The organism is Cerasibacillus sp. JNUCC 74, assembly GCF_053667775.1.
On sequence record NZ_CM132207.1, the window covers coordinates 1,213,150 to 1,239,289 of the forward strand.

Genomic DNA, 26,140 nt, shown 5'->3' on the forward strand with positions numbered 1-26,140 from the left:
TTCAACAGGAGGATATGCATGACGAAAGTATTAATCTGTGATTTAGATGGAACATTACTTGATAAAAACAATGAAATATCATTAGAAAATATGAGGAAAATTCAGTCATTTTCAAACTCAGGTGGTACATTTATTATTGCTACAGGACGATTAGATCATGATATTGTGTATGTTGAGAAGCAGCTAGGAATTCAAGGTGCTTTTCGAATTAGCCAAAATGGTGCCGTGATAACGAATAAGGATGGAAAAGTAGTTTTTAAACAGGAGATTGATTCTCATACGGCTAAAGGAATCATGAAAATATTAGATAAAAGAAAAGAACGAGTTGAAGTAAATGACGCTATACGGCGTTACTTTCCTTCACCACGCCCTATGGGACGAGTCGCTGAATTTGTTGATTCGTCAGTTATTGATCCACAACTAAACAAAAAAGTTGGGAATAATGTGATTCCAACCATCTTCCTTATATTCGGTGAAAAATCAGGTTTCAAAGAGATAAAAGCTGTCATCCATAAAAAATATGAAGACATCGTTAATTGTGTAAAAACCAGTGACTCTTCCTTAGAAATTATGTCTAAAAATATCTCAAAGGGTGTAGCTGTCCGCCAAATTATGAAAGAACTGAATAGAACAACACAAGATGTGTATGTTATCGGTGATTCTGAAAATGATATATCCATGTTTGAAGCAGCAGGATATTCATTTGCTATTGACAATGCTTCAGATCAAGTAAAGCAAAAAGCGGATGAGATTCAAAAAACAGTAGCTGACTGTATTGAAGTGATTATGAATACATCTCCGAAAGTCAGGTGATAACATGAAAAAGATAATCTATATCCCGTTAGATGAGCGACCATGTAATTATGTATATCCGAAATATATGGAGGAAACAAGAAAAGACATCCAACTGATTGTTCCACCAAGTGAAATACTAGGCAAGAAAAAAGAAAAGGCAAATGTCGAGCAATTATGGAAGTTTATCAATGATCATGCTCCTGATGCGGATGGTCTGGTGGTTTCTGTTGAAATGATGCTATACGGCGGTCTTTTACCTTCTAGATTACATCAATTACGTGAATCAGAAGGAAAAGAGCGATTGAAAATGTTTCAAATACTAAGAGAAGCGTATCCGCATTTACTGATATTTGCATCAAATCTAATTATGCGAACTCCGAAATTTAATAGTGCTGATGAAGAACCGGATTATTATGCTGCGTATGGAGAAGCAATATTTAAAAGAGCTTATTTACTAGATAAAGACAAACGTACAGGATTAAATGAAAAGGAAAAGCGTCAATTACAAAAAATAAATACTAAAATTCCAGAAATGTTTATTGAAGATTATGAAAGAAGACGTAATTTCAATGTTACGATGAACATGCATACCCTCGACTTAGTTGCTAAAGATGTAATAAACTTTCTTGCTATTCCGCAAGATGATGCTACAGTATATGGATATACTGCAAAAGATCAGGCAGTTGTTTATCGTTACATCGAACAAAAAAGATTACAAAACAAAGTAATGGTCTATCCAGGAGCAGATGAGGTTGGATCCACATTAGTTGCCCGGATGCTGAATCATTTGCTCAATAGGAAACCGCGGGTATACTCTTTTTTTAGCTCGACATTAGGTCCCTATATTGTACCACTTTATGAAGACAGACCATTTGCTGAAAGTGTCAAAGCACATTTGCTTGCTTCTGGCTGCAAAGTGTCTTTGCAACCGGAGGAGGCAGATTTTATATTAGCAATTAATACGCCAGGCAAAGTAATGCAAGAAGCATTTAATCAAGATGAAAAAGATGTCACATACAGTAGCTATCGCCAGCTTCACTTTTTTACGGAACGTATCCAAGACTATTTGGATATGGGAAAGCCTGTAGTGCTTGCGGACAGTGCCTTTGCAAATGGAGGAGATATAGAATTGCTCCATTATCTGGATGACTATCAGGTTCTAGATAAAATAATATCCTATAAAGGTTGGAACACAAATGGTAATACGTTAGGGACATCAATTGCTGCAGGCAGCTTTGCGTTTGACAAGCAGGATTGCTTGACAATAAAAAAGAATCTCATATACCATATTCTTGAAGATGGTTTATATCAGGCCATTGTTCGAAAAGAGGTTACAGAAACCGTTCTTCCTGGAATCGGTGCAGACTATTTCCAATTGAATCATCAAGATGATAAAGTTGCTAGTGAAATTGAGAAGAGGATTGTAACCTATTATCAGCAAATGGTGAAATATAGCTTTTCAGAATTCGAATTATCACAGGTTAGTATACATTTACCGTGGAGAAGAATGTTTGAAATTGGTCTTGATTTAAAAATAAAGAATAAATAGTTATCCCTGGCGTAAGGAGAGTTTAATCAATGAATATCATGGATTTTTTAGCAAGAGTGAAGAGCATTTATCCATCCTTAACAAAGAGCGAAAAAAAGGTAGCTTCGTTTGTTTCCGAGAACTACCAGCGCATTGCTTTTTTGTCTTTAACCGAGTTTGCTGATGAATTTGGTGTCGGGGAGGCTACTGTTATTCGCTTTTTAAAAAAGGTGGGCTTTTCTGGATATCATGAATTTAAGACTACTATGGCAAAGCAATTACTAGACGCAAAAGAGGTAAAAACAAATACTGAATTTGAAAAAACGTATCATGATATCGTTAAAATGCTTGATGAAACAAGGTTGTTAACGAATGCAGAAAAAATAAAACAATCAGCTAATTTGATAAAGAACAGTAAAGCAATCTATTTGTTTGGGATCGGCTTTTCAGCTTTGGCCGCGCAGGGAGCACAGATTAGACTTATGCGCCTTGGATATAAAGCGTACTTTTTTTCAGAACAGCATACAAGAGTAGTATCATCTCATTTAATCGAATCTGATGACTTATCGATAGCATTTAGTGTAACAGGTGATACACGAGAGACGTTACAATGGTTAAGTAAGGTGAAGGAAAATGGGGCAAAAACGATCGCTATTACAAACCATTCACGGTCGCCTATTACCAAAATCGCTGAATTGATATTATTTACTGCAGGAAAAGAAGTAGCACAAGAAGGTAGTACATTAATTACGGAAATGTCGCAGCTTTTTGTCGTTGAACAGATTTGTCATTACCTGCATGAAATTGATGGTGCTAGAATTGCCTTGGCAAAGAAACAAATTTCTGAGTCCATTGATTAACGAAGACAAGTCAATTTTAGATAAACAATCCGGTTAAAGTCAATGTATAAAATTTATTCGCCTGTATCAAAGTAGAAAAAATCTGAGGTAAGCGGGTGTTGCTATGCGGAACAGGCGAATTTTTCATGTTCTCTACAACCCCTTCAAGAGGGGAATCTTACCCCACCTTACATTCGGGGGTGACAAGGACAAGGAAAACTGCGTCAGCGACACATCGCGATTTTTCAAGGACAAGGAAAGCTTCGGAGTGGCATACCGCGCTTTTTCAAGGATGGGAAGTAGGGGGGGAGGAAAAATCCTACTAAATGGAGTTTTACTTTATAGCTTCACTTCACAAAAAATCCCTACTAAAACATGGTTATTAGACTATCCGGCTATTTCCTCCGTTAAAACGAAGAATGGTATACTGGTAGTAATATATACTGCTAACATCCGCAATGTTTTTTTCTTCTCCCCGCAGTTTATATTTAGACTTGTTTTTGTGATGAATTTATTTTATTTATACTTGCTTATTCGTTAAAATAGATATATAAGAGCGCGTTTAAAAAGAGGATAAAAAGAACTAAGATCGGCTGAGATCGCAGCATTTGCTAACGCCGACACTAGTATTCCTATCTAGGCGAAGTTTCGATTACGCGATTGTACAGGACGTACTGATTTCTACGTTACCCACAGGATGTGGGCGCTTTTAGTAGAAGATCCTTTTAATAGATACATAAGTGCTAGTGCAGCTTTCTTGGGATTATTTCCAAGGGATAGAGAAACAAGCTAATAAAGAAAACGTAGCTAGCGGCAAGCAGAGCGTAGATGCTAGCTTTGTTGCACGTATACGTAGAACTTAAAAATTTTTACTGCATGGAATGAACTTAGAGCGCAAAATTTTATACGTTCGAACGGGCGAAGAAATTTAATGTTTCATTTTAACGTGCTTTTGGAACACCTCTATAATAGAATGTCAAGGGGTGCAAAAGTACAAAGCCAATATGGTAAATTTCAACGTTGAGTTAGGTTATTAAGTCCAACGTATATGTACAACTAGGACATTTCTTGTCAAAAGCTTAGGAGACAGCTAAGTTTTTATTGATCAAGAAACGCTATTCGTTTTTATATGGTGGATATCTTTTATGGGAGTAGCTTCGTCGTGTACTTCAACGCCTAGCAAACCCGAACGCTTCCCCTTTTGTTCTTGACTTGTTTCCTTGAAGTATGTCCCCTCTCATCCTTTTTTGTACTATAGGAAATATAAAATTTTAGGGTTTATCCCGCATGTAAGGTGCCGTAAGATTCCCACTTCAAGAGCCTTTAGTTAATACAAAGGGTCAAAGTGGGAGAAAACGGCACCTAAATGCCCGATTGGTTCCACTAACATTCAGTAGGAGAGGGAAGAAAACTCCTACTGAATGAAAGTTTCACTTTATAGTATAAGAAAAACTACAGCTTTCGCTAAAGATTTGGCGACAAGCCAAGTTTTTCTAAAACAAGCATATAAGTAATGATGGAGGAATAGCGATATGATAGCTCACTTACAAGATACAGTAACACTTAATAATGGAGTTGAAATGCCAGGATTTGGGCTTGGTGTGTACAAAGTAGAAGATGGAAGAACTGTGAAAACAGCTGTTCAAGCAGCGCTGGAAACTGGCTATCGCTTGATTGATACAGCTTCTTTTTATGACAATGAAATAGGTGTTGGCGAAGCGATTCGAGCATCAAGAATAGCTCGCGATGAGTTATTCATTACAACGAAGATTTGGAATGATCAGCAGGGTTATGAGAATACGTTCAAAGCATTTGAGCTTAGTTTGGAAAAGCTAGGTTTAGATTACTTAGATTTATATTTGATTCACTGGCCTGTGAAAGGTAAGTATAAAGCAACTTGGCAGGCTATGGAGGAACTATACCAAGCTGGCAAGGTTCGAACAATAGGTGTTAGTAATTTTCATCAACACCATTTAGAAAATTTGCTAGAGGATAGTAAAATTATACCTGCTGTTAATCAAGTAGAATATCATCCGCATCTTACTCAAGTACCTTTACATGAGTTTTGTAATTCTCATCACATTCAACTGGAAGCATGGTCGCCGTTAAAACGAGGTCAGCTGATTCATGATCCTCTCTTAGAAAGCATTGGCGAAAAATATGGAAAAACCTCCGCACAAGTAATTTTGCGATGGGATATACAAAAAGGGGTTGTAACCATACCTAAGTCCATTAAGCCGAAACGAATCCATGAAAATGCTGACGTATTTGATTTTTCACTAACGGAAGAAGAAATGGAGCAGATTAATAATTTAAATTTGAATGATCGTAGTGGCACAAATCCAGACAGCTTTGATTAAGCTACTTTAAAACCTATCAACAAAACTTCTATTCCAGTGCAGGGATGGAAGTTTTTCTTGTGCTATAGGAAAGTATAAAACTCTAGGCTTTATCTTATAAGAAAAACGATAGCTTTTGCTAAAGACTTGGCGACAAGCCAAGTTTTTCTAATGTACATCTATTGATCATACATGTTACATCTCGTATCTCACTTTAAAAGTAATAGAGAATACGAAGAAGTCTAAGAGGGAAAAAACGGCTCTTCATTCCCAGATTCGTTTGGGTGACAAGACAAGAAAAGCTTCGTCAGCACCACATGTTATGCAGAAAAAGTGTTTTTCTTTTTCAAGGACGGCCGAGTTTTTGTTTTAAATCTATCAATAGGGAATCAATGAAGTTCGCTATCTATGCGGATAGGAAATTTTAATTTTTCGTGACTTAGATTTTATTGTCAATCAAATCTATTAAAGTTGTTAGAATAGCTAACTGAATAGTAATTAAACGGCTATTCGAAGTATCTATTTAGTTCAGTAGCTTACAAGTTCAGATTAGCACAACTATGATCGAAGGATGAACAAATACGGAATTTTTTCCTTTCCCAATTCCAAAAATACATTGAAGTATTTGATAATTAAGCATATAATAATGCGAAAGAAAGGTGGTAATAGATTTGGAAAAAGATTTGCGAATAAAAAGTCATGTCTTTAGTGATGGAGCAATGAGAGCCCCAAATCGTGCTATGTTGCGAGCTGTAGGTGTTTCAGATGATGACTTCAAAAAACCGATGATTGGTATTGCTAGCACATGGAGTGAGGTTACGCCATGTAATATACATATTAATGACTTGGCGAAACGCGCAAAAGAAGGTGCTAGAGAGGCGGGAGGGGTTCCGTTAATTTTTAATACCATTACGGTTTCTGATGGAATTTCGATGGGAACGCAAGGGATGCGTTATTCTTTACCAAGTCGTGATCTAATTGGTGATTCGATAGAAACGGTAGTAGGTGCAGAAAACTTAGACGGTTTGGTTGCTATTGGTGCTTGTGATAAAAATATACCAGGATGTATGATTGCCATTGCTAATGCAGAAGTGCCAGCCGTGTTTGTGTATGGAGGTACGATAGCCCCTGGATCCATTAACGGAAAAGATATCGATATCGTGTCTGTATTTGAAGGCGTTGGAAAACATAATAATGGCTTAATCGATGATAATGAGTTACGTCAGATTGAATGTCAAGCGTGCCCGGGAGCCGGAGCTTGCGGAGGGATGTACACCGCAAATACAATGGCTTCAGCAATGGAGGCAATTGGAATGAGTTTACCAGGAAGTTCTTCCAACCCTGCAGAATCGAAAGAAAAGGCAAAAGATTGTGAGAATGCTGGAAAAGCTGTTTATCATCTACTTGAAAAAGGCATTTACCCTAAGGATATTATGACAAAGAAAGCATTTGAAAATGCAATAACAGTTGTTATGGCTTTGGGCGGTTCTACCAATGCCATTTTACATCTACTAGCAATCGCTCATGCTATGGAAATAGACTTAACGATAGATGATTTCAATCGAATTCAAGAAAAAATACCGCATCTTGCTGACTTAAAACCGAGTGGTAAATATGTGATGCAAGATTTACACAGAGTTGGTGGTGTACAAGCTGTCATGAAAATGCTGTATGAAGCTGGCTACTTACATGGAGATTGCTTAACTGTAACCGGAAAAACGATTGCTGAAAATATGAAGAATGTACCAGCTTTAAAAGAAGACCAAGCTGTAATAATGCCGTTTGATCATCCAAAGCGTAAGGATGGTCCATTAATCGTTCTAAAAGGTAACTTAGCTCCTCGAGGTGCTGTTGCTAAAGTATCTGGGGTAAAAGTCAGCCGTCATGAGGGTCCTGCACGAGTATTTAATACAGAAAAAGAAGCAACAGAAGCCGTTATCAATAATAAAATTAAAGAAGGAGATGTACTTGTGATTCGGTATGTTGGACCAAAGGGCGGACCTGGTATGCCAGAAATGCTATCAATCTCGGCAATTTTAGTAGGAAAAGGTCTGGGAGAAAAAGTTGCTCTCTTGACAGATGGCAGATTTTCTGGTGGAACGCATGGTTTAGTCGTCGGTCATATTGCTCCGGAAGCTCAGGATGGAGGGCCGATTGCTTTCTTAGAAGAAGGCGATATAGTTACGATCGATTCTACTAAAAAAGAAATTTCGTTTGCGATTACGGAAAAAGAGTTACAGAAAAGAAAGCAACACTGGACAGCACCTCCTTTGTATAAAAAAGGGGTATTAGGAAAATATGCACATAATGTTTCCTGTTCCTCACTTGGTGCAGTTACTGATTTCCTCGATAAATAAACAAAAAGATTAGTATATCGGGCAACTAAATGGTTTTATAGGCTTATTATAAAGCGCAGTATATTGAATTAATATATTGCGCTTTGTTTGTTTTTAAAAAACATTGTATTTATAGTTTTAATTGCGATATATTGCATTGTAAAGAAAATGTAATATATTATCTGTTTTATTATAGTTAACGCTTTGTAAGCGTATACAATAAATAAATTTATCTAAAAATATTTAAATACCTGTTGACTCTTGTTTAAAAACAGTATATTATTAACGGCAATATCAAAAAAATCTTACAACAACAGTAATTTTCGTATTTCATTTATTTTGTCTATTTTTTGAAAAGTTAAACAAAAAACAAACTGAAAATTTAATTATTATAACGCGATGACGAGAAAAAAGGAATATAGCTAAATGTATACACAGAGATCCGGGGATGCTGGAAGCCCGGAAATACAGTATATTCTGACATCATCTCTGAGCGCCGGACTGAACAGGTAACTTAATAGGCCGGCCAGGTGCATTTACTTATGTATCTGTTATCCAAATGAGTTTTCATTGATTCTTCGATGCTTAATCAAGATATAGCATAAGAATCAACTAAACTTGCTAAGTTAGTATTCGCGAGAATGCTAAAAAACTGGGTGGTACCGTGAAAGGCAGCGCTTTTCTCCCCAAACACTGTAAAATTATGTGCAGTTAGGGGAGGAGGGCGCTTTTTTTGTACTGTAGGAGTATAAAAAAAACTTTAGGCTTTAATGTATAAGAAAAACTGCCGCTTTCGCCATAAAGACTAAGCGACAAGCCAAGTTTTTCTAATAGCTAAATATCAGGTTAGCGAAATGTTGAATAAATCCGTACAGCTCTGATTGAGCGGGATTTTCATATTAAAAAAACTTTATCTAAAGGAGGCATGCAGAAGTGAAGGTTGAGGCAAAGCATGAAGTGAAAAGTACAGAAAAATTAGAAACGGGTGCAGATGTATTAATTGACGCATTAGTCAAAGCTCGAGTCGATACTATTTTCGGTTATCCAGGTGGTGCTGTGTTACCAATTTATGATGCAATTTATCGCAGTAATGCTCCCTTTGAACATGTGCTTTCGCGTCATGAACAAGGGTCTATCCATGCAGCGGAAGGCTATGCACGAGTTACAGGGAAACCAGGAGTTGTTATTGCTACTTCCGGTCCGGGAGCGACTAATCTGGTAACAGGAATAACAGATGCAATGATGGATTCGTTGCCAATCGTTATTTTTACAGGTCAGGTGGCTAACACTGTCATTGGAACAGACGCATTTCAGGAAGCTGATATTATTGGGATCACAACACCAATTACAAAATATAATTATCAGGTTACTGATTTGCTAGAATTGCCAAGAATTGTAAAGGAAGCATTTCATATTGCTTCTACAGGGAGACCAGGACCGGTTGTTGTGGATATCCCAAAAGATGTTTCGTCGCAGCTTTCAACAGCTGTATACGATGATCATTTTGAACTTCCTGGTTATCAGCCAAATAAAACACCAAATCCACTACAAATAGTTAAACTGATGGATGCTCTGACAAAAGCGAAAAAACCAATGATTCTGGCAGGAGCAGGAGTAATTTTTGCTAATGCAAGCGATGAGTTAAAAGCTGTTGCAGAAAAGTTTAATCTTCCTGTAGCTAATACGTTGCTTGGTTTAGGCAGTTTCCCGGGTTCTCATGATTTATCGCTCGGAATGGCTGGAATGCATGGAACTTATGCAGCAAATATGGCTTTATATGAATGTGATTTACTAATTAACATTGGGGCACGTTTTGACGACCGCCTAACCGGTAACCTCAAGCATTTTGCTCCAAAAGCGAAAGTTGCACATATCGACATTGATCCAGCTGAGATTGGAAAAAATGTACCGACCGAAATCCCGGTCGTAGCAGATGCAAAAGAAGCTTTAAATGCATTGCTGTTAAGTTCAGCAGAACCAATCAATCCCAAAAACTGGCGGAATCATTTAGAAAAATATAAGCGAGATTATCCGCTGTGGTATGACAGATCGAATGGCTATATTTCTCCACAATGGCTGCTTGAGCAAATATATGACATCACCGAGGGAAAGGCAATTGTGACAACAGATGTTGGTCAGCATCAAATGTGGGCAGCACAATACTATCGATTTGAAAAACCAAATCGATGGGTCACTTCAGGAGGACTTGGAACAATGGGCTTTGGTTTCCCGGCAGCAATTGGAGCACAACTAGGCGCCCCAAATGACTTAGTGGTATCGATCGTTGGGGATGGAGGGTTTCAAATGACTTTCCAGGAACTTTCGGTTGTAAAAGAAAAGAAGCTACCGGTTAAAACGATTATCGTAAATAATCAGGCACTAGGAATGGTGAGGCAATGGCAAGAAACTTTTTATGAAGAACGATATTCTGAATCTATATTTATGGAAAATCCTGATTTTGTAAAATTAGCAGAGAGTTATGGAATTCGTGGAATGCGTGTAGAAAGCGAAAAGGATGTGCCGCTTGTATTGCAAGAGGCGTTTGCCTACGAAGGTCCTGTTGTAGTTGATTGTCGTGTAGAACAAGAGACCTGTGTATATCCAATGGTTGCTCCAGGAAAGGGAATCCAAGAAATGATCGGGGTGAGAAAATGAGGCGTATTATCACTGCCACGGTGCAAAATCGAAGTGGTGTGCTTAATCGAATAACAGGGATGTTGTATCGAAGACAGTTCAATATCGAGAGTATTTCCGTTGGCGCATCGGAAACAGAAGGGCTCTCCAAGATGACATTTGTTGTCGATATTGAGGATCATCAGAAACTGGAGCAATTAACGAAACAATTAAATAAACAAATCGATGTTTTAAAAGTGTCTGATATTACAGATAAAGCAATCGTAGCGAGAGAATTAGCACTTATTAAAGTTGTCGGAAGCGGACAATTACGAGCGGAAATACAAGGAATTATTACGCCATTTAGATCATCCATTATCGATGTGAGTAGAGATAGTTTAACGGTTCAAGTAACCGGAAAACCTGACAAGGTAGATGCACTTATTTCTTTATTACGACCTTATGGAATAAAAGAATTAACAAGAACCGGTGTCACTGCATTTTTGCGAGGGCAACAGCCGGCTCAAGTGACAGAAATAAATTCATTTACGATTTAAAAAACAGGGAGGAAATCAACATGTCAAAAGTACTTTATGAAAAGGATATAAATACAGAAGTTTTACAAGGAAAGAAAATCGCAATTATTGGCTATGGTTCACAAGGTCATGCGCATGCACTAAACTTGAGAGAAAGCGGATTTGATGTCGTTGTAGGGTTGCGTCCAGGAAAATCGCAAGTAAAAGCAGAAGAGGATGGCTTTAACGTACTTTCTGTAGCAGAAGCTGTCAAGCAATCGGATGTAATTATGATTTTACTTCCTGATGAACTGCAAACAGCCGTTTATAAAGAAAGCATTGAAGCAAATCTGAAGCCGGGTAATGCGCTTGCTTTTGCTCATGGATTTAATATTCATTTTAGCCAAATTGTTCCACCTTCTAATGTAGATGTATTTCTTGTAGCTCCAAAAGGGCCGGGGCATTTAGTGCGACGTACCTATGAGGAAGGGGCAGGTGTACCAGCACTTTATGGAATCTATCAGGATGTATCGGAAAAAGCAAGGGACATTGCATTGGCCTATGCACAGGGAATTGGCGCAGCACGTGCAGGGATTTTGGAAACAACTTTCCAAGAAGAAACAGAAACAGACCTGTTTGGAGAGCAAGCAGTGCTATGCGGTGGAGTTACGAGCTTGATCAAAGCAGGTTTTGAAACATTAACGGAAGCTGGTTATCAGCCAGAAGTGGCGTATTTTGAATGTTTACATGAAATGAAACTAATTGTGGATCTTCTCTATGAGGGTGGTTTGGAAAATATGCGTTACTCCATTTCAGATACGGCACAATGGGGAGATTTTGTTTCTGGACCTCGGGTGATTAATGATGAAACAAAAGCGAGAATGAAAGAAATCCTAACAGATGTGCAAACAGGTGCATTTGCCAAAGGGTGGATTTTAGAAAACCAAGCTAACCGTCCACAATTTAATGCCATAAACGCAAAAGAAAATCAACATCCAATCGAAAAAGTAGGGAAGGAGTTACGTGCATTAATGCCTTTTGTTTCAGAGCCATTACAAGCAAAAAAAAATAAACAAAAGGATGTGAATGTTCATGTCACGAATTAAAATATTCGATACGACACTTCGAGATGGTGAACAGTCCCCTGGAGTGAATTTGAATAAAATAGAAAAGTTAGAAATAGCAAAGCAATTGGAACGGTTAGGAGTTGATCGGATGGAAGCAGGTTTTCCTGCCTCCTCCAAAGGGGATTTTCAAGCGGTAAAAGCCATTGCAGATACGATTAAACATACATCTGTTACTGCATTGTCAAGAACGGTAAAGTCAGATATTGATATCGCTTGGGAGGCGCTGAAGGGAGCAGATGAACCTTGCCTTCATATTTTCTTGGCAACCTCTCCTATCCATATGACCTATAAGCTAAGAAAGACACCAGATGAGGTCATTGCAACGGCTACAGAAATGGTAGCTTATGCCAAGAAGAAGTTTCCACAGATAGAATGGTCTGCAGAAGATGCTTCACGATCAGATTGGAGTTTTTTAGCGCAAATTGTTGAAAAGGTAATCGATGCTGGTGCAACAGTTATTAACCTTCCAGACACAGTTGGCTATACAACACCGAAAGAATATGGAGATATGTTCAAGTATATTCGTGAAAATGTACCGAATATTGATCAGGTTACTTTATCTTGTCATTGTCATAATGACCTTGGGATTGCGGTGGCAAACTCGATTGCAGCTGTTGAAAATGGAGCAACGCAAATTGAAGGTACCATTAATGGCATTGGTGAGCGAGCAGGTAATGCAGCACTGGAAGAAATTGCAGTTGCTTTAAATATTCGTTCTGATTTTTATTCATTTCAAACAAACTTAAATCTAAAAGAAGTTAAGCGCACAAGTGATATGGTAGCTAAGCTGACAGGGATGTATATTCAGGCAAATAAGGCGGTAGTTGGGAGAAATGCGTTTGCTCATGAATCGGGTATTCATCAAGATGGCGTACTAAAACATGCTTCAACTTATGAAATTATTACACCAGAGCTTGTCGGAGTCAATGCCAATACACTATTTTTAGGTAAGCATTCCGGACGTCATGCATTTAAAGAAAAGGTTACGGAGCTTGGCATAGAGCTTTCCGAAGACAATATTAACAAAGCGTTTGCAGCTTTTAAACAGCTTACAGATCATAAAAAAGAAGTTACAGATGACGATATTTTTACGATTATTACTGAAATCCAAACGAATACAGCTTCTGTCGATAAATATAAGCTGGAAATGTTTCAAATTCAATACGGCTCGAATAATATTCCAACCGCAGCTGTTGAACTAAAAACGCCTGCTGGAAAAGTAGTTAAAACAGCCTGTACCGGAAATGGAAGTGTAGAGGCCCTCTATAGAACATTAGAAGCTTTAACAGAAGAAGAAACAAAACTTATTGATTACCAGATAAACTCCGTAGGCGGAGGCAAAGATGCACTTGCTGAATCACGTGTTCAGCTGATGGTGAATGGGAAAACAGTGAACGGAAGAGGAGCGGCACAAGACGTTATGGAAGCATCTGTGCAAGCATATTTAAACGCAGTAAATCGCTATATTATTCAACAAGTCAATACAGATAAGCAGAAAGTGGTTAAATCACATTAAAAGGGAGGGACTCATGTGGATAAGAAAATAGCTATTCTTCCTGGCGACGGAATTGGGAAGGAAATCATGGAATCTGCAATCCGAGTGATAGAAACGATTGCAGCAGATTTTAATCACCAATTTACTTTTGAGGAACATGCCATTGGTGGGCAAGCGATTGATCAATATAATGATCCATTACCAGAAGCTACGGTTCAAGCATGTGAAGAAGCAGATGCTGTACTGCTAGGAGCTGTTGGCGGAGAAAAATGGGATTCACTGCCTGGAGACAAACGCCCGGAAAAGGGGCTTTTAGGAATCCGCAAAACATTAGGATTATTTGCTAACTTACGTCCTATAAAAGGATTTGACCCCTTATTGCATGCTTCTCCTTTGAAGGAAGAAGTTATTAAAGGAAGCGATATTTTAATAATTCGAGAGCTGACAGGTGGTTTATATTTTGGTGAACCGAAAAAGCGTGTGGATGATGGCAATGCCGCAGTTGACACATTGTACTATACTCGAATGGAAATGGAACGAATTATTGATACCGCTTTTCAAACTGCAAGAACGAGAAAGAAACAGTTGACATCTGTTGACAAAGCGAATGTCCTAGAATCAAGCAGACTTTGGCGAGAAGTCGTAGAAGAGAAAAGCAAGCAGTACCCGGATGTAACAGTAAATCATTTGTTAGTAGACGCTGCTGCAATGAAGCTAATTGCTAGTCCGCAGCAATTTGATGTTATTGTAACCGAAAATTTATTTGGTGATATTTTGAGTGATGAAGCATCCGTATTAACTGGGTCATTAGGCATGCTACCGTCAGCTAGCATACGATCTGATGGAGTTGGCCTATATGAGCCTGTTCATGGTTCAGCCCCAGACATCGCTGGAAAAGAGATAGCTAATCCATTGGGAATGATTTTATCAGCAGCACTGATGCTTCGCCAATCTTTTGGTATGGAAAAAGAAGCAGATGAAATAGAAAGAGCAGTGCAAAAAAGTCTTGATCAAGGGTACCATACTCCTGATTTGAATATAAAAAATGGGACGATCGTTGGTACAAAAGAAATGACAGATATTGTTATTAATAATCTATCAAGTAATGAAGCGTCTAATTGTATATGTAATTCATATGTATAAAACTGGAGGTGAAATAAGTGGGAAAGCCGAAAACGATTATTGAGAAGATTTGGAATAATCATATTGTTTATCAAGAGTCGGGAAAGCCCGATTTACTCTATATTGATTTGCACTTAGTCCATGAAGTGACTTCTCCACAGGCCTTTGAAGGGCTACGCTTAAACAATCGTAAAGTGCGCAGACCCGATTTGACTTATGCAACAATGGATCATAATGTTCCAACTAAAAATAGGGATGTTATTAAAGATGAGATTTCTCGTAAACAAATGGAGACACTGAAGCGAAACTGTTTAGAGCATAATATTCCATTAGCTGATATGTTCCATCCTGATCAAGGAATTGTCCATGTCATCGGTCCAGAATTAGGGTTGACTCAACCCGGCAAAACAATCGTTTGCGGCGATAGTCATACTTCAACCCATGGCGCTTTTGGTGCACTTGCTTTTGGAATCGGTACAAGTGAAGTGGAGCACGTATTAGCAACGCAAACGATTTGGCAGGAACGCCCAAAAACGTTAAATGTTCATGTAGAAGGTGACCTAGGATCAGGAGTAACGGCAAAAGATTTGATTTTAGCAATTATAGCTAAGTTTGGAGTACGTTTTGGCACAGGTTATATCATTGAATATACGGGAGATGCGATTAGAAAGTTATCAATGGAAGGTCGTATGACTGTTTGTAATATGTCGATTGAAGCCGGAGCCAGAGCGGGGTTAATTAGTCCAGATGAAACAACGATTGAATATGTCCGAGGAAGAGCCTATGTTCCAAAAGGAGAAGCATTTGCAAAACGTACGAAAGAGTGGTTGAGTTTAGCGACAGATGAAGGAGCGGTATATGATCACCAAGTAACGATACGTGGAGATGAGGTAGAGCCGCAAGTTACATGGGGAACAAATCCTTCTATGTGTGTTCCCGTGAGCGGATCAACTCCTAGCTTGGAGCAAACTGAACACCCGGAAGATGTAAAGCGGGCTTTAGAATATATGGGGTTGGAAGAGAATCAGCCAATTTCTTCAATTGAAATAGATCATGTGTTTATAGGGTCTTGTACGAACTCACGTCTAAGCGACTTGCAGCGAGCAGCAAGCATTATTAAAGGAAAAAAAGTGCATCCAACTGTACGGGCTATTGTCGTACCAGGATCTTTTAGCATTAAACTCCAAGCTGAACGCGAAGGTATTGACGAAATTTTTAAAAATGCGGGGTTTGAATGGCGTGATGCCGGCTGCAGCATGTGCTTGGCAATGAATGATGATGTTGTTCCACCCGGCGGACGCTGCGCTTCTACCTCCAATCGTAATTTTGAAGGCAGACAAGGAAATGGCGCCCGTACTCATCTCGTAAGTCCGGAAATGGCGGCAGTAGCAGCGGTTGAAGGGCGCTTCGTAGATGTTCGAGACTATGCAGATGCGGTGTTATCAAGAAGCTAGTTAACCGAAACATCCGTATCATTTTACGAAGGAGGTAAAAAAGTGGAAGCAATTCAAACGCATAAAGGGCTTGTTTATCCTTTAAATCGAACAAATGTAGACACAGACCAAATTATTCCAAAGCAATTCTTAAAGCGAATTGAACGAACTGGTTTTGGGCAGTTTCTTTTTTACCATTGGCGTTTTGATGATGATGGCAATAAACGTAAAGATTTTAGCTTAAATGAAGATCACTATCAGGAAGCAACAATTTTACTTGCGGGTGAAAACTTTGGCTGTGGATCTTCTAGAGAACATGCGCCTTGGGCTTTATTGGATTATGGTTTTCGCGTTATTATTGCTCCAAGCTTTGCGGATATTTTTTATAATAATGCGTTAAAAAATGGAATTATTGTAATTCAAGTTGACGGTAAGCAAGTTCAATACTGGATGGAGAAAGCAGAAAAAGGAACACTCGTTTTAGAAGTAAATTTAGAAACACAACAAATTATCGAGGAAGATAATGCATATCATTTTGACATACCAGCATACCATAAACAGAAGCTGCTGAATGGTTGGGATGATATTGCTCTTACTTTACAGCATGAGGACAAAATCTCTCTCTATGAAAATAGGATGAGATCCTAAATAAACTTAACGATACAAGGAGTGTGGGGAAATTGGGGATTGCTTAACAGGTGAAAAGGTATATTATGCGATGCAGCGTCTTGCTCCAATCGTGCATCGAACACCATTATTAACATCACAAACGACAAATGATTTTTTACAGAAAAAAGTTTACTTTAAAATGGAGAATCAGCAGAAAACGGGTGCCTTTAAATTTCGAGGTGCTACATTCAAGTTAATGCAGCTGACAAAGCAGCAATTAAAAAATGGCGTTATCACAGCTTCTGCTGGAAATCATGCACAGGGTGTCGCTTATGCTGCAACCAAATTAGGTACAAAGGCAACGATTTTCATGGCTGAAAAAACACCTTTAGCAAAAGTAAATGCAACTAGAAACTATGGAGCAGAAGTTGTTCTTTCCGGGGAAACGTTTCAAGAGGCATATGAAGCTTCTCTTGAACATCAATTGCGGACAGGAGCAGAATATATTCATCCATTTGATGATTATGATGTGATGGCCGGACAGGGAACAATTGCAATGGAATTGTTAAGACAGGAAGATCGAATAGATACGATTATAGTTCCAGTAGGTGGCGGTGGCCTGATAAGTGGAATTGCCGTTGCTGCAAAGCATGTCAATCGCAATCTGAAAATTATTGGTGTGCAAGCCAGTGGAGCTGATGCAATGTATAGAAGCTATCATACAGGCGTAACTGAAAATTTAAATTCAGTTAAAACGATTGCTGAAGGAATTGCAGTTAAAAAGCCTGGTCAGCGAACACTGCCTATCATTAGAGAATATGTAGACGACATGGTTACTGTTTCGGATGAAGAAATTGCTGCATCTATTGTCTATATGTTGGAGCGTAACAAAACGTTGATGGAAGGGGCAGGCGCTGCTGCAATAGCTGCCTTATTCGCCCATAATAAGCAAATCAATTCCAGGCATTGCGGGGTCATTGTTAGTGGAGGAAATATGGATATTAGTACAATGCCAAGAATACAGCAGCTAGCAGAACGATTACATGATCCCGTACTCGTTCACTCATAAAATTAAAAAAGGATTCGTCCAGATAGATGAATCCTTTTTTGCGTTAAGCGTATAATTTTTTTAGCACTACCGTTAATTCTCCGTCTTAAATTTTTTGTTATAAGAGCAATAAGTAATCTTCTGTGCTAAAAGACTTAGCTTTCGACGAAGCTACGACAGCGATACATCGCGGCTTTTCAAGGGCGTTGCGATTTTAGCTGGTATTTCAGGTGTTTAACATCATTACAGTTTCTGACCATAATATTTATCGATTGAAAAACCTCTTCCTAATATTTCTGAAGCGTTTAGAAAAATCACAAAGGACTCTGTTTCTTCTTGTTGTAAAATTTTTTTCAAACGTACTGCTTCTTGCTTTTCGGCAACACAAAGAATCATCGTTTTATCTTGATCTGAATAGCCACCAACTGAACGCACCTTTGTTAAACCACGGTCAAGCTCGTTTTGAATGAGAGATTGAATCCGTTCCTCGTTTTCTGTAATAATCATGATGAGTTTAGTGGCGGCAGTTTGAAGCTGAACAATATCGATCGTTTTACTCGTTATATAAATACATATTAAGGCAAACAATGTTAACTCGATATTAAATACAATAATAGAAGAGATGACAACTAAGCCATCAACGATAAATTGCGAATAACCGCTAGATAAACCGGTAAACTTTTTAACAATCTGGGCGATTGCTGCTGTTCCACCGGTCGAACCATTTCCTTTATAGACAACACCTAATCCAACCCCAAGTACTATCCCTCCATAGATCGCTCCAAGCAATGGATTGGTAATGGAGAAGGGAATATCGGAACTCAACCAAATAATAAAAGGCACCCAAAATGTCCCAACAAGCGTTTTCCAGCTAAAATCCTTTCCGAGTGCCAACCAGCCAATAATAAATATCGGAATATTAATGATAAATTGTACATAAGCAGGACTTAGATCATATAATTCAAAGAGAATCGTACTAACTCCGGAAATTCCTCCAGCAGCTAATTTAGCCGGTAATATAAATATGTTATAGGATAAACCGACAAGGGTTGCTCCAACGATAATTTGTGTATATGAAATCACTGATTTGTTCATTTTTTGTGTTATTGCTGTCATATCCTAGACCCCCTCTCTAACTCCTACTAACGGATATAATTCTAACATGAGGGGCTCCTACTGTCGACTTCCACAAATGGATTCCATAGAGATTTAAACGTATTATTGCATAACAGCAGGCTTTTTTTCTTGAATTTGTTTAATAACAGTATCCGTGAAATTAGCAATGATTTTCGGAAGAATGGCACGTAAAGCGGAGTTGATAATTTTTCCCGATAAACCTTTCACGGTAATGGTAAGGGAACCAATAATTTTTGTTTGTTTATTACAGAGTTTTTCTGCCTGAAAATACCCTTGGCCTACGAGTTGTTTACTAGTATTTGATAACGTAAAAGCTACTTTCTCTGGCTGTCTCCATTCGGTAATAAAGATGGTTAACTGAACCGTTTTCTGTATAGCTCCAATATCCCCTTTACATACCCAAATCGATTGTTCATTATTGATCATCGTATGGGTTTTATACCCGGGTACTAGTGGTGCCCAATTATTCATGTCACTAATAAAATTCCAAATCTCTTCAATTGGAATCATAACCTTTCTTTCACAACTGCTGCTTGGCAACTTACAATTACCTCCTTTAAGTACGTGTTCAAAAAAGGAATAAAAAGGGGCTGGCTTCCTTTAAACTCAATTGCATCGGAAAACTGTTTTTCTTTTCCAAGGAACGAAGCCACATAAAGTTCAATGCGTTTTTCCCCGGACTTTTTGAACATTCTCTTTCATGTTATATACATACTCCATACCCTTTGATTTATATGCATAAAAGTAAAAAATTAGTATACCGTTTTCTAAAACTTTATCCTGTATTGAAGGCTCCGTAAGACTTCCACTTCAAGGATGATAGAGGATATGAAGAAGTCTAAGTAGGAGATAACACCCTATATAAATGCTCGATTCGTTCAGGATGACAGAAAAAGGGAGATTTCTTGATTAAACATCGCGATTTTTCAAGGACAAGGAAGACTTCTTGACTAAGCTCCTCACGCAGAAAAAGCGTTCTTCTTTTACGAGGACGCCTGAGATTTTAGCCTTTGTTCAACTTTTATCAGTAAGGAAAAAGACCGCTTCAATAAAGATTTACTTTATCGGAGTACTCCAACAAGTAGTCCAGCAATAATTGATCCTTCTTTCAGGGGGTGTACGTCTGTAAAAGCGCAAGTTTCTTTTTGAAGAACGGAAGCACAAGTGCTTTGCTCAGCCCAGACAAGCGCTGGAACTCCGAGGAGGAGACCCGCTCCCTCGAGTGAGCTAGGATCTGGATAAAAATTTAACACAAAAATTATTCACAATGAACAAAATTTATAATTTCCTTTATTTTCTAGAGAACAAGAAATATGTGAACAATTCATGGATAAAGGAAAAGATAACTTGCTTATTATTAGGCTAAGTTGTAGGATGTGTGGTAGAAATAGACAAAATGAAAGTTTATAATGAAGACATCAATTTTTAAGGAGAGAAAGAAAAATGAGTATCTTAGTTTTAGGTGGTGCAGGATATATTGGTTCACATGCTGTTTATCAATTAATTGATAAAGGTAAAGATGTCATTGTCATTGATAATCTCGAAACAGGTCATTCACAATCCGTTCATCCTCAAGCTACATTCTATGAAGGGGACATACGTGATATAAATTTTCTAAGAACTGTATTTAAACGTGAATCCATTGAGGCGGTAATACATTTTGCTGCTAACTCCCTTGTAGGAGAGTCTATGGAGCAGCCCTTAAAATATTTTGATAATAATGTATATGGTACACAAGTATTGCTGCAAGCAATGACTGAATTTAACATTAAGTATATTGTGTTCTCTTCGACTGCCGCCACGTATGGGGAGCCCGAACAAGTACCAATTACGGAAGACATGCCGACGCATCCGACAAGCACATATGGAGAAACAAAACTAACCATGGAAAAAATGATGAAGTGGGTACAAAAAGCACATGATATTCGTTATGTTTCGTTAAGATATTTTAATGTGGCGGGAGCACGGGAGACTGGAGAAATTGGTGAAGATCATCAACCTGAAACACATCTTATCCCAATTGTCTTACAAACAGCATTGGGAAAGCGTGATCATATAACTATTTTTGGCGATGACTATGACACAAAAGACGGCACTTGTATCCGTGATTATATACATGTGGAAGATTTGATCGATGCGCATTTACTTGCCCTTGCTTATTTGCAGCGTGGCGGTCATAGTGATGTGTTTAATTTAGGTAGCAGCCAGGGTTTCTCTGTAAAAGAGATTATTGATTCGGCTAGAAAAGTGACTGGAAAAGAAATTCCTGCTCAAATTGGAACAAGGAGAGCTGGTGATCCAAGCATACTAATTGCCAGCTCAGCAAAAGCTAAAAAGGTACTAGGATGGAATCCAGCTCGTACTTCTATTACTAAAATTATAAATGATGCTTGGAACTGGCATTTGAGCCATCCAGATGGTTATAATGGAAAGTAATTTATAACTCTAAACTAAAGGTTAAAACCAGTAGTGCTTTTATTAAAAAAGTATTGCTGGTTTTTTTAGGTGTTTGTTTTTACATAGCTTTTTAATAGTTGCTTCGCTGACTAGCTTAAGCACTCAAGCAACAGAAAACTTCGCTCTTCTTTCAATGATAAGTCAACATCGACTCAAATCTAAAGAAAGGCTGACTAAAAGCAAACTTGCGCTCAGGTGTCGGCATCCCCCTGTTTTAGAGGCATATTTCCTTGAACCCGAATATAAGAATCTGTATTTATCTTGATAAGATAGCTCGAGAAACAAGACCTCAATACCTCATTCGTTTCATTAATAGTCAATGAGAAAAGCACTCCTTCAAGGAAGTTTTTTTGCCTCGGCAAAATTTCTGCCGTTGGTACATTGCTAACCGGGAGTCTGTGCTTTTGTTTAGTTTGGGAGTAGGCTGGAGAGCATTTTAGACGACACTAGGTAAAGTATAGTTCTTTCTCACTATTTTGGTTAATTAAAAGCAATATATCTAAAAAAGCAAACAACATCCCTATTGTGAAAGCGCTTTATTGCATGTAGTCTAACAATAGTACTAGTACTCATTTTATTAGATTGAGGGAGGTTAAGCAGTTGAACAAACAAAAAAGGACGTCAATCTTTTTAATCATTAGCATGCTTCTAACTTCAGTGTTAATCCATAGTGCTTTGCCTAAAAGTGTGGAGGCGGAAAACTCTCAGACAAATTTCGAACGTGAACTCACAAGTGCAGCTGTTGATAAAAGTAAAGAAGATAAGCAAGCATCGCAATTATCAAAGGAAATACCTTTAGATATTTCTGATAAAAATTTAGAAGAAGGGGATTTTAAAATAATCCAGGGCGATGGGAAGCTAACATCAAATGATGACGGGTCTGTAACGTATCAAGTGACCTCAAACCAAAAAAACAAAATAGTTTATAACAACATACCAAAAATAAAAAATGGTATATTTGAAGCTACTATTTCTACAGATACGGATTTGCATCGTTTTGGTGTTATTTATCGAGTTCAGGACCCTTCCACTTATACGTATGTTGGTACTGGTGATGGTAATGATCAGTATTTCAGCGAAGTGTTCGGTCCAACAAACAAATGGACCTCGATGACAAGCAGTGTACCGCTTGAAGCTAATAACACGTATCAGCTGCGCGTTAAGTTTATTGACGATTCGGCCAGCTTATATATTGACGATAAAAAAATAGGTTCTTGGACACAACCGGAAGGAGTTGATTCTCCTGGATTGATCGGGCTTGAAAAGAGTCGGGGTGCTGCAAATATTACGATTTCCAATATTAAAATTAAAGAGTATGTTCCTCCAAAACCACCTCATACAGAACCTGTTATAGAAACATTACGATCGGACTTTATGGATGTTACCATTGATGAAGTGTACCCACGCATTATCACCTACGATGTAGATGGAAAGAAAATGCATGGTCAAGAAACTCCTGTATACGGGTTGAAAATCAATAGTACACTCTATTATCCAGAAGTCACCTTCGAAAAAATAAGCGATAATGAAGCCATATATTCTCTACATGTAAAAGATGAGTATGAAAATATTAATGTTCTCATTAAGCTTTCATTAAGGGTAAACGATAATCAAGTCATTTATCAAATGAAAGAAGTGAATAATAAAACGGATGTAAGCATTGAAACCATTGAATTTGCTGATTTAAATTTTATCTCGGTACATGCTGGACAAAAAGATGCAGAGGCGAAGCTGACAAATTTAAGCAGTGATGTAACCAAGCCGGGAGATATTACTGTAAATGTTGATTCTTCAATGAAGAATGTAGGTCAAAAAATGGAGTACTATACCGCTTTTTTATCAACGAATGAGCTAAGTGCAGGAGTCTGGTCAAGCTCTGAAGTAAATGGCTATCGTAATTTAATTGCAACACGTTATGAAAATGAGAACGGTCACAAGGCAATTGGAATTGGTTCGAATACCTTATTCTTTCATCGCGATTTTATGGATAAACCTTCATCTAACACACCAACAGTTAAAATAGTGATAGCTGAAAATATAAACGATGATAATCGAGTAGATTGGCAGGATGCTGCTATTGAATACCGAGATTTATTGCCTAAAATAGAAGGAGCTGAGGATGTAAATAATACGGTAGGAATGCGAATTGCAATGAATTTTGGTTCACATGCCCAGCAACCATTTTTAAAAACGTTAGATCATGTTAAAAAGGTTGCTCTTGCAACAGATGGTTTGGGTCAAGCTGTTCTTTTAAAAGGATACGCAAATGAAGGACATGATAGTGGTCATCCAGACTACGGAGATGTTGGAGAACGAATGGGGGGAAAAGAGGACTTAAATACACTCATTAACGAAGGAAAAAAATATAATGCTGATTTTGGAGTGCATATTAATGCACAAGAAGCCTATCCGGAAGCTAACTCGTTCAGTGAAGCATTAATCAATGGGCCTAATGCCAAAGGGTGGGGCTGGCTGGATCAATCGTATACCATCGATAAATTAAGAGATTTATATACAGGTTCAAGGGCCAAACGCTTAGATGAACTAAAAGCAAACGTCCCAGGTTTAGCGTTTATTTACCTCGATGTATGGTACCAAGATCAGTGGGAATCAAATAGAGTTGCAGAACAATTTGCTGATCGTGGTTGGAGAATGACAACGGAGTTCGGTACAGCGATTGCGAATTATGCAACTTGGCAGCATTGGGCAACCGATAAAAATTACGGAGGATCAACGGATAAAGGAATAAACTCGGAAGTTCTTCGGTTTATTAGTAACCACCAAAAGGATTCATGGGTATTAAATTGGCCTGAAAAAGGAGGAACAGCGGATCATCCATTGCTTGGAGGCTTTGAACTAGCTGGTTTTGAGGGCTGGCAATCGGATAAAAACTTTGATCAATTTATTAAAATGACGTTTGATACCAATGTTCCAACAAAGTTTTTACAAAAATACTATGTAACGAATTGGGAAACTGTAGAAGGAGATCCTTCTAAGACTAACTTAGAAAAAGAGATCACATTAAAGGATCCAAGTAATGGCGATATCGTTAAAGTGACAAGAAAAGAAAATGCTAGAGAACGTGTTATCACACTAAATGATCACGTTATTCTTGATGGCCATGCTTATTTATTTCCATGGGTAGAGCAGGATTTTGAAAATCCAACACCAGATTCTACAAAGTTGTACCATTGGAATCTGGAAGGTGGAAAAACGACGTGGACACTCCCAGATGAGTATAAAAATGCTTCCAAGGTATATGTTTACAAACTGACAGATCAAGGTAGATCGAAAAAGCAAAAAGTTGACATTAAAAATAACCAGATCACCCTACAAGCAGAACCAGCGACAGCATATGTGGTAGAAGCAAAGCAAACGAAAGGAATTCAGGTAGATGAATGGAGCACCAATGCCCATGTTTCTGATACAGGATTTAATACTGGGATATTGAAAAGTAAACATACAAAGGTTTTTGGGGATAAAAAAGCAATTCAGGTTAAGCGGACTAATCAATCTGGTGCGCCACGAAATTTAAGCAGTGGCGATTATTATCTCGAGTTTAATAGTCCGAAAAAAGATTCTAACGTAACGAAAAAAATCACCGATTTACAGCCGGGTAAGGATTATGTAGCAGAAGTCTATGTAGACAACTCCAGTGATGTGAAAGCAGGGATTCATGTAAGTGGAAGTGTTAAAGATGTATCGAATTATACGTATCGTAGTTTGCAAAAGAATTACGTCAAAGCAGATTCCCATGCAACCAATGATGGATATGAAAGCAAAATGCAGCGGATACAAGTTCCATTTACTGCGAAAAAATCTTCCGCCAAGTTAATCTTAAGCCGTGAAGCAGGAAAAGGAATTACCAAATTTGATGATATCCGGATCGTGCAAAAAAGTCTTAACAATAAACCTTCAGTAACGGTATTTGAACAAGACTTCGAATCCGTCGTCCAAGGTATCTATCCATTTGTAGTTGGTAATACAGAAGGTGTGGAAGATAATCGTATTCATTTATCACAACTTCATGCCCCGTATACTCAAAAAGGGTGGGCTGGCAAAAAACTCGTGGATGATGTTATAGATGGTGAGTGGTCATTAAAAGTCAATACTGGTAATCGTGGTTTAGTATATCGGACACTCCCGCAGCATTTTCATTTTGAACCAGGAAAAACGTATAAAATAACGTTTGATTACCAAACAACTGCAGACTCTTATCGTTTTATCTCAGGAGATAAAGAAATTGATGTGAAGGACATTAATCAAGCCGAGGGGCTCCATGTAAATGAAAAGCTTCCAAATGCTTTAAACACCAAGACAGTAAGCTTTACAATCAAGGGATCTGATAACCAGCAAACGTATATTGGTATTTTCAATGACGGAACCACTTTAGATGGTGATACGGGTGAAGGTACTTTTATCCTCGATAATTTGCGAGTAGAGACACTATCAAACTAGAATTATTATAAACTAGCTCGAAACTGCATGCAGTTTTCGAGCTAGTTATATTTTGTCCCCTATGTAAGGGACGTAAGACTCTCACTTCAAGATTTATAGAGGAAATGAAATGGGAGGTAACAGTCCATAAATGCGCAATCCGTTTAGGTTGACAGGACAAGAAAGACTGCAACAGCGATACATCGCGGTTTTTCAAGGACAAGAAAGGACAACAACAGCGATACTCTACACGAAGAAAAATATTTTTCTTTTTTAAGAAGAACAAAAGCGTTCGGTTATCGGTCTCTAA

The 26,140-nt window shown here is 38.2% G+C and carries 18 protein-coding genes; 16 read left to right on the plus strand and 2 right to left on the minus strand.

The annotated features are described in order from the left end of the window. Positions 1-18 precede the first annotated feature (18 nt). From JNUCC74_RS05375 to ilvA, 13 genes are all read left to right on the plus strand, one after another. Positions 19-813, plus strand: coding sequence for an HAD family hydrolase (locus JNUCC74_RS05375; RefSeq protein WP_454067217.1), 795 nt, complete (start codon positions 19-21; stop codon positions 811-813). 4 nt (positions 814-817) lie between these two features. Continuing rightward, positions 818-2,344, plus strand: a complete 1,527-nt coding sequence (locus tag JNUCC74_RS05380) for a DUF4127 family protein (protein WP_454067218.1) — start codon at positions 818-820, stop codon at positions 2,342-2,344. A 29-nt stretch (positions 2,345-2,373) separates the two neighbouring features. After that, positions 2,374-3,183, plus strand: coding sequence for a MurR/RpiR family transcriptional regulator (locus JNUCC74_RS05385; RefSeq protein WP_454067219.1), 810 nt, complete (start codon positions 2,374-2,376; stop codon positions 3,181-3,183). A 1,514-nt stretch (positions 3,184-4,697) separates the two neighbouring features. After that, positions 4,698-5,522: an aldo/keto reductase gene (locus JNUCC74_RS05390; protein ID WP_454067838.1), complete on the plus strand. Its 825-nt coding sequence runs from the start codon at positions 4,698-4,700 to the stop codon at positions 5,520-5,522. 650 nt (positions 5,523-6,172) lie between these two features. Then, the gene (gene ilvD, locus JNUCC74_RS05395) at positions 6,173-7,858 is read left to right on the plus strand and encodes a dihydroxy-acid dehydratase (protein ID WP_454067220.1); all 1,686 of its coding nucleotides are present in this window, start codon (positions 6,173-6,175) and stop codon (positions 7,856-7,858) included. Between the two features lie 912 nt (positions 7,859-8,770). Further along, complete coding sequence (ilvB, locus tag JNUCC74_RS05400; RefSeq protein WP_454067221.1) at positions 8,771-10,492, plus strand: acetolactate synthase large subunit; 1,722 nt, start codon at positions 8,771-8,773, stop codon at positions 10,490-10,492. Then, positions 10,489-11,007, plus strand: coding sequence for an acetolactate synthase small subunit (ilvN, locus tag JNUCC74_RS05405; RefSeq protein ID WP_454067222.1), 519 nt, complete (start codon positions 10,489-10,491; stop codon positions 11,005-11,007). The genes ilvB and ilvN overlap by 4 nt, the downstream gene beginning before the upstream one ends. A 20-nt stretch (positions 11,008-11,027) precedes the next feature. Next, on the plus strand, positions 11,028-12,071 hold the full coding sequence (ilvC, locus tag JNUCC74_RS05410; protein WP_077319870.1) for a ketol-acid reductoisomerase: 1,044 nt from the start codon (positions 11,028-11,030) through the stop codon (positions 12,069-12,071). Beyond that, a complete protein-coding gene (locus JNUCC74_RS05415; RefSeq protein ID WP_454067223.1) occupies positions 12,058-13,608 on the plus strand; it encodes a 2-isopropylmalate synthase in 1,551 nt (516 codons plus the stop codon). Before ilvC ends, JNUCC74_RS05415 begins: the two co-directional genes overlap by 14 nt. Positions 13,609-13,623: 15 nt before the next feature. Further along, on the plus strand, positions 13,624-14,730 hold the full coding sequence (leuB, locus tag JNUCC74_RS05420; RefSeq protein ID WP_454067224.1) for a 3-isopropylmalate dehydrogenase: 1,107 nt from the start codon (positions 13,624-13,626) through the stop codon (positions 14,728-14,730). 17 nt (positions 14,731-14,747) lie between these two features. Beyond that, positions 14,748-16,163, plus strand: coding sequence for a 3-isopropylmalate dehydratase large subunit (leuC, locus tag JNUCC74_RS05425; protein WP_454067225.1), 1,416 nt, complete (start codon positions 14,748-14,750; stop codon positions 16,161-16,163). Positions 16,164-16,205: 42 nt separating this feature from the next. Continuing rightward, complete coding sequence (leuD, locus tag JNUCC74_RS05430; protein ID WP_454067226.1) at positions 16,206-16,790, plus strand: 3-isopropylmalate dehydratase small subunit; 585 nt, start codon at positions 16,206-16,208, stop codon at positions 16,788-16,790. 70 nt (positions 16,791-16,860) lie between these two features. After that, positions 16,861-17,820 carry a threonine ammonia-lyase gene (gene ilvA, locus JNUCC74_RS05435; RefSeq protein WP_454067227.1) on the plus strand — a complete coding sequence of 320 codons (960 nt, stop codon included), beginning with the start codon at positions 16,861-16,863 and terminating at the stop codon, positions 17,818-17,820. Positions 17,821-18,042: 222 nt separating this feature from the next. Here ilvA and JNUCC74_RS05440 read toward each other — a convergent pair whose 3' ends face one another. Next, positions 18,043-18,915 carry a YitT family protein gene (locus JNUCC74_RS05440; protein WP_245799784.1) on the minus strand — a complete coding sequence of 291 codons (873 nt, stop codon included), beginning with the start codon at positions 18,913-18,915 and terminating at the stop codon, positions 18,043-18,045. 102 nt (positions 18,916-19,017) lie between these two features. Next, positions 19,018-19,476, minus strand: coding sequence for a CoxG family protein (locus JNUCC74_RS05445; RefSeq protein ID WP_077319876.1), 459 nt, complete (start codon positions 19,474-19,476; stop codon positions 19,018-19,020). Positions 19,477-20,170: 694 nt separating this feature from the next. Between JNUCC74_RS05445 and JNUCC74_RS05450 the strand changes: the two genes are divergently transcribed. The 3 genes from JNUCC74_RS05450 (at position 20,171) to JNUCC74_RS05460 (ending at position 25,851) form a co-directional block, all read left to right on the plus strand. Then, positions 20,171-20,302 (plus strand): hypothetical protein, encoded by a 132-nt coding sequence (locus tag JNUCC74_RS05450; RefSeq protein ID WP_454067839.1) that lies wholly within the window; start codon positions 20,171-20,173, stop codon positions 20,300-20,302. A gap of 77 nt (positions 20,303-20,379) precedes the next feature. Next, positions 20,380-21,372 carry a UDP-glucose 4-epimerase GalE gene (gene galE, locus JNUCC74_RS05455; protein WP_454067228.1) on the plus strand — a complete coding sequence of 331 codons (993 nt, stop codon included), beginning with the start codon at positions 20,380-20,382 and terminating at the stop codon, positions 21,370-21,372. 621 nt (positions 21,373-21,993) lie between these two features. Continuing rightward, positions 21,994-25,851, plus strand: a complete 3,858-nt coding sequence (locus tag JNUCC74_RS05460; protein ID WP_454067229.1) for an endo-alpha-N-acetylgalactosaminidase family protein — start codon at positions 21,994-21,996, stop codon at positions 25,849-25,851. Positions 25,852-26,140 lie beyond the last annotated feature (289 nt).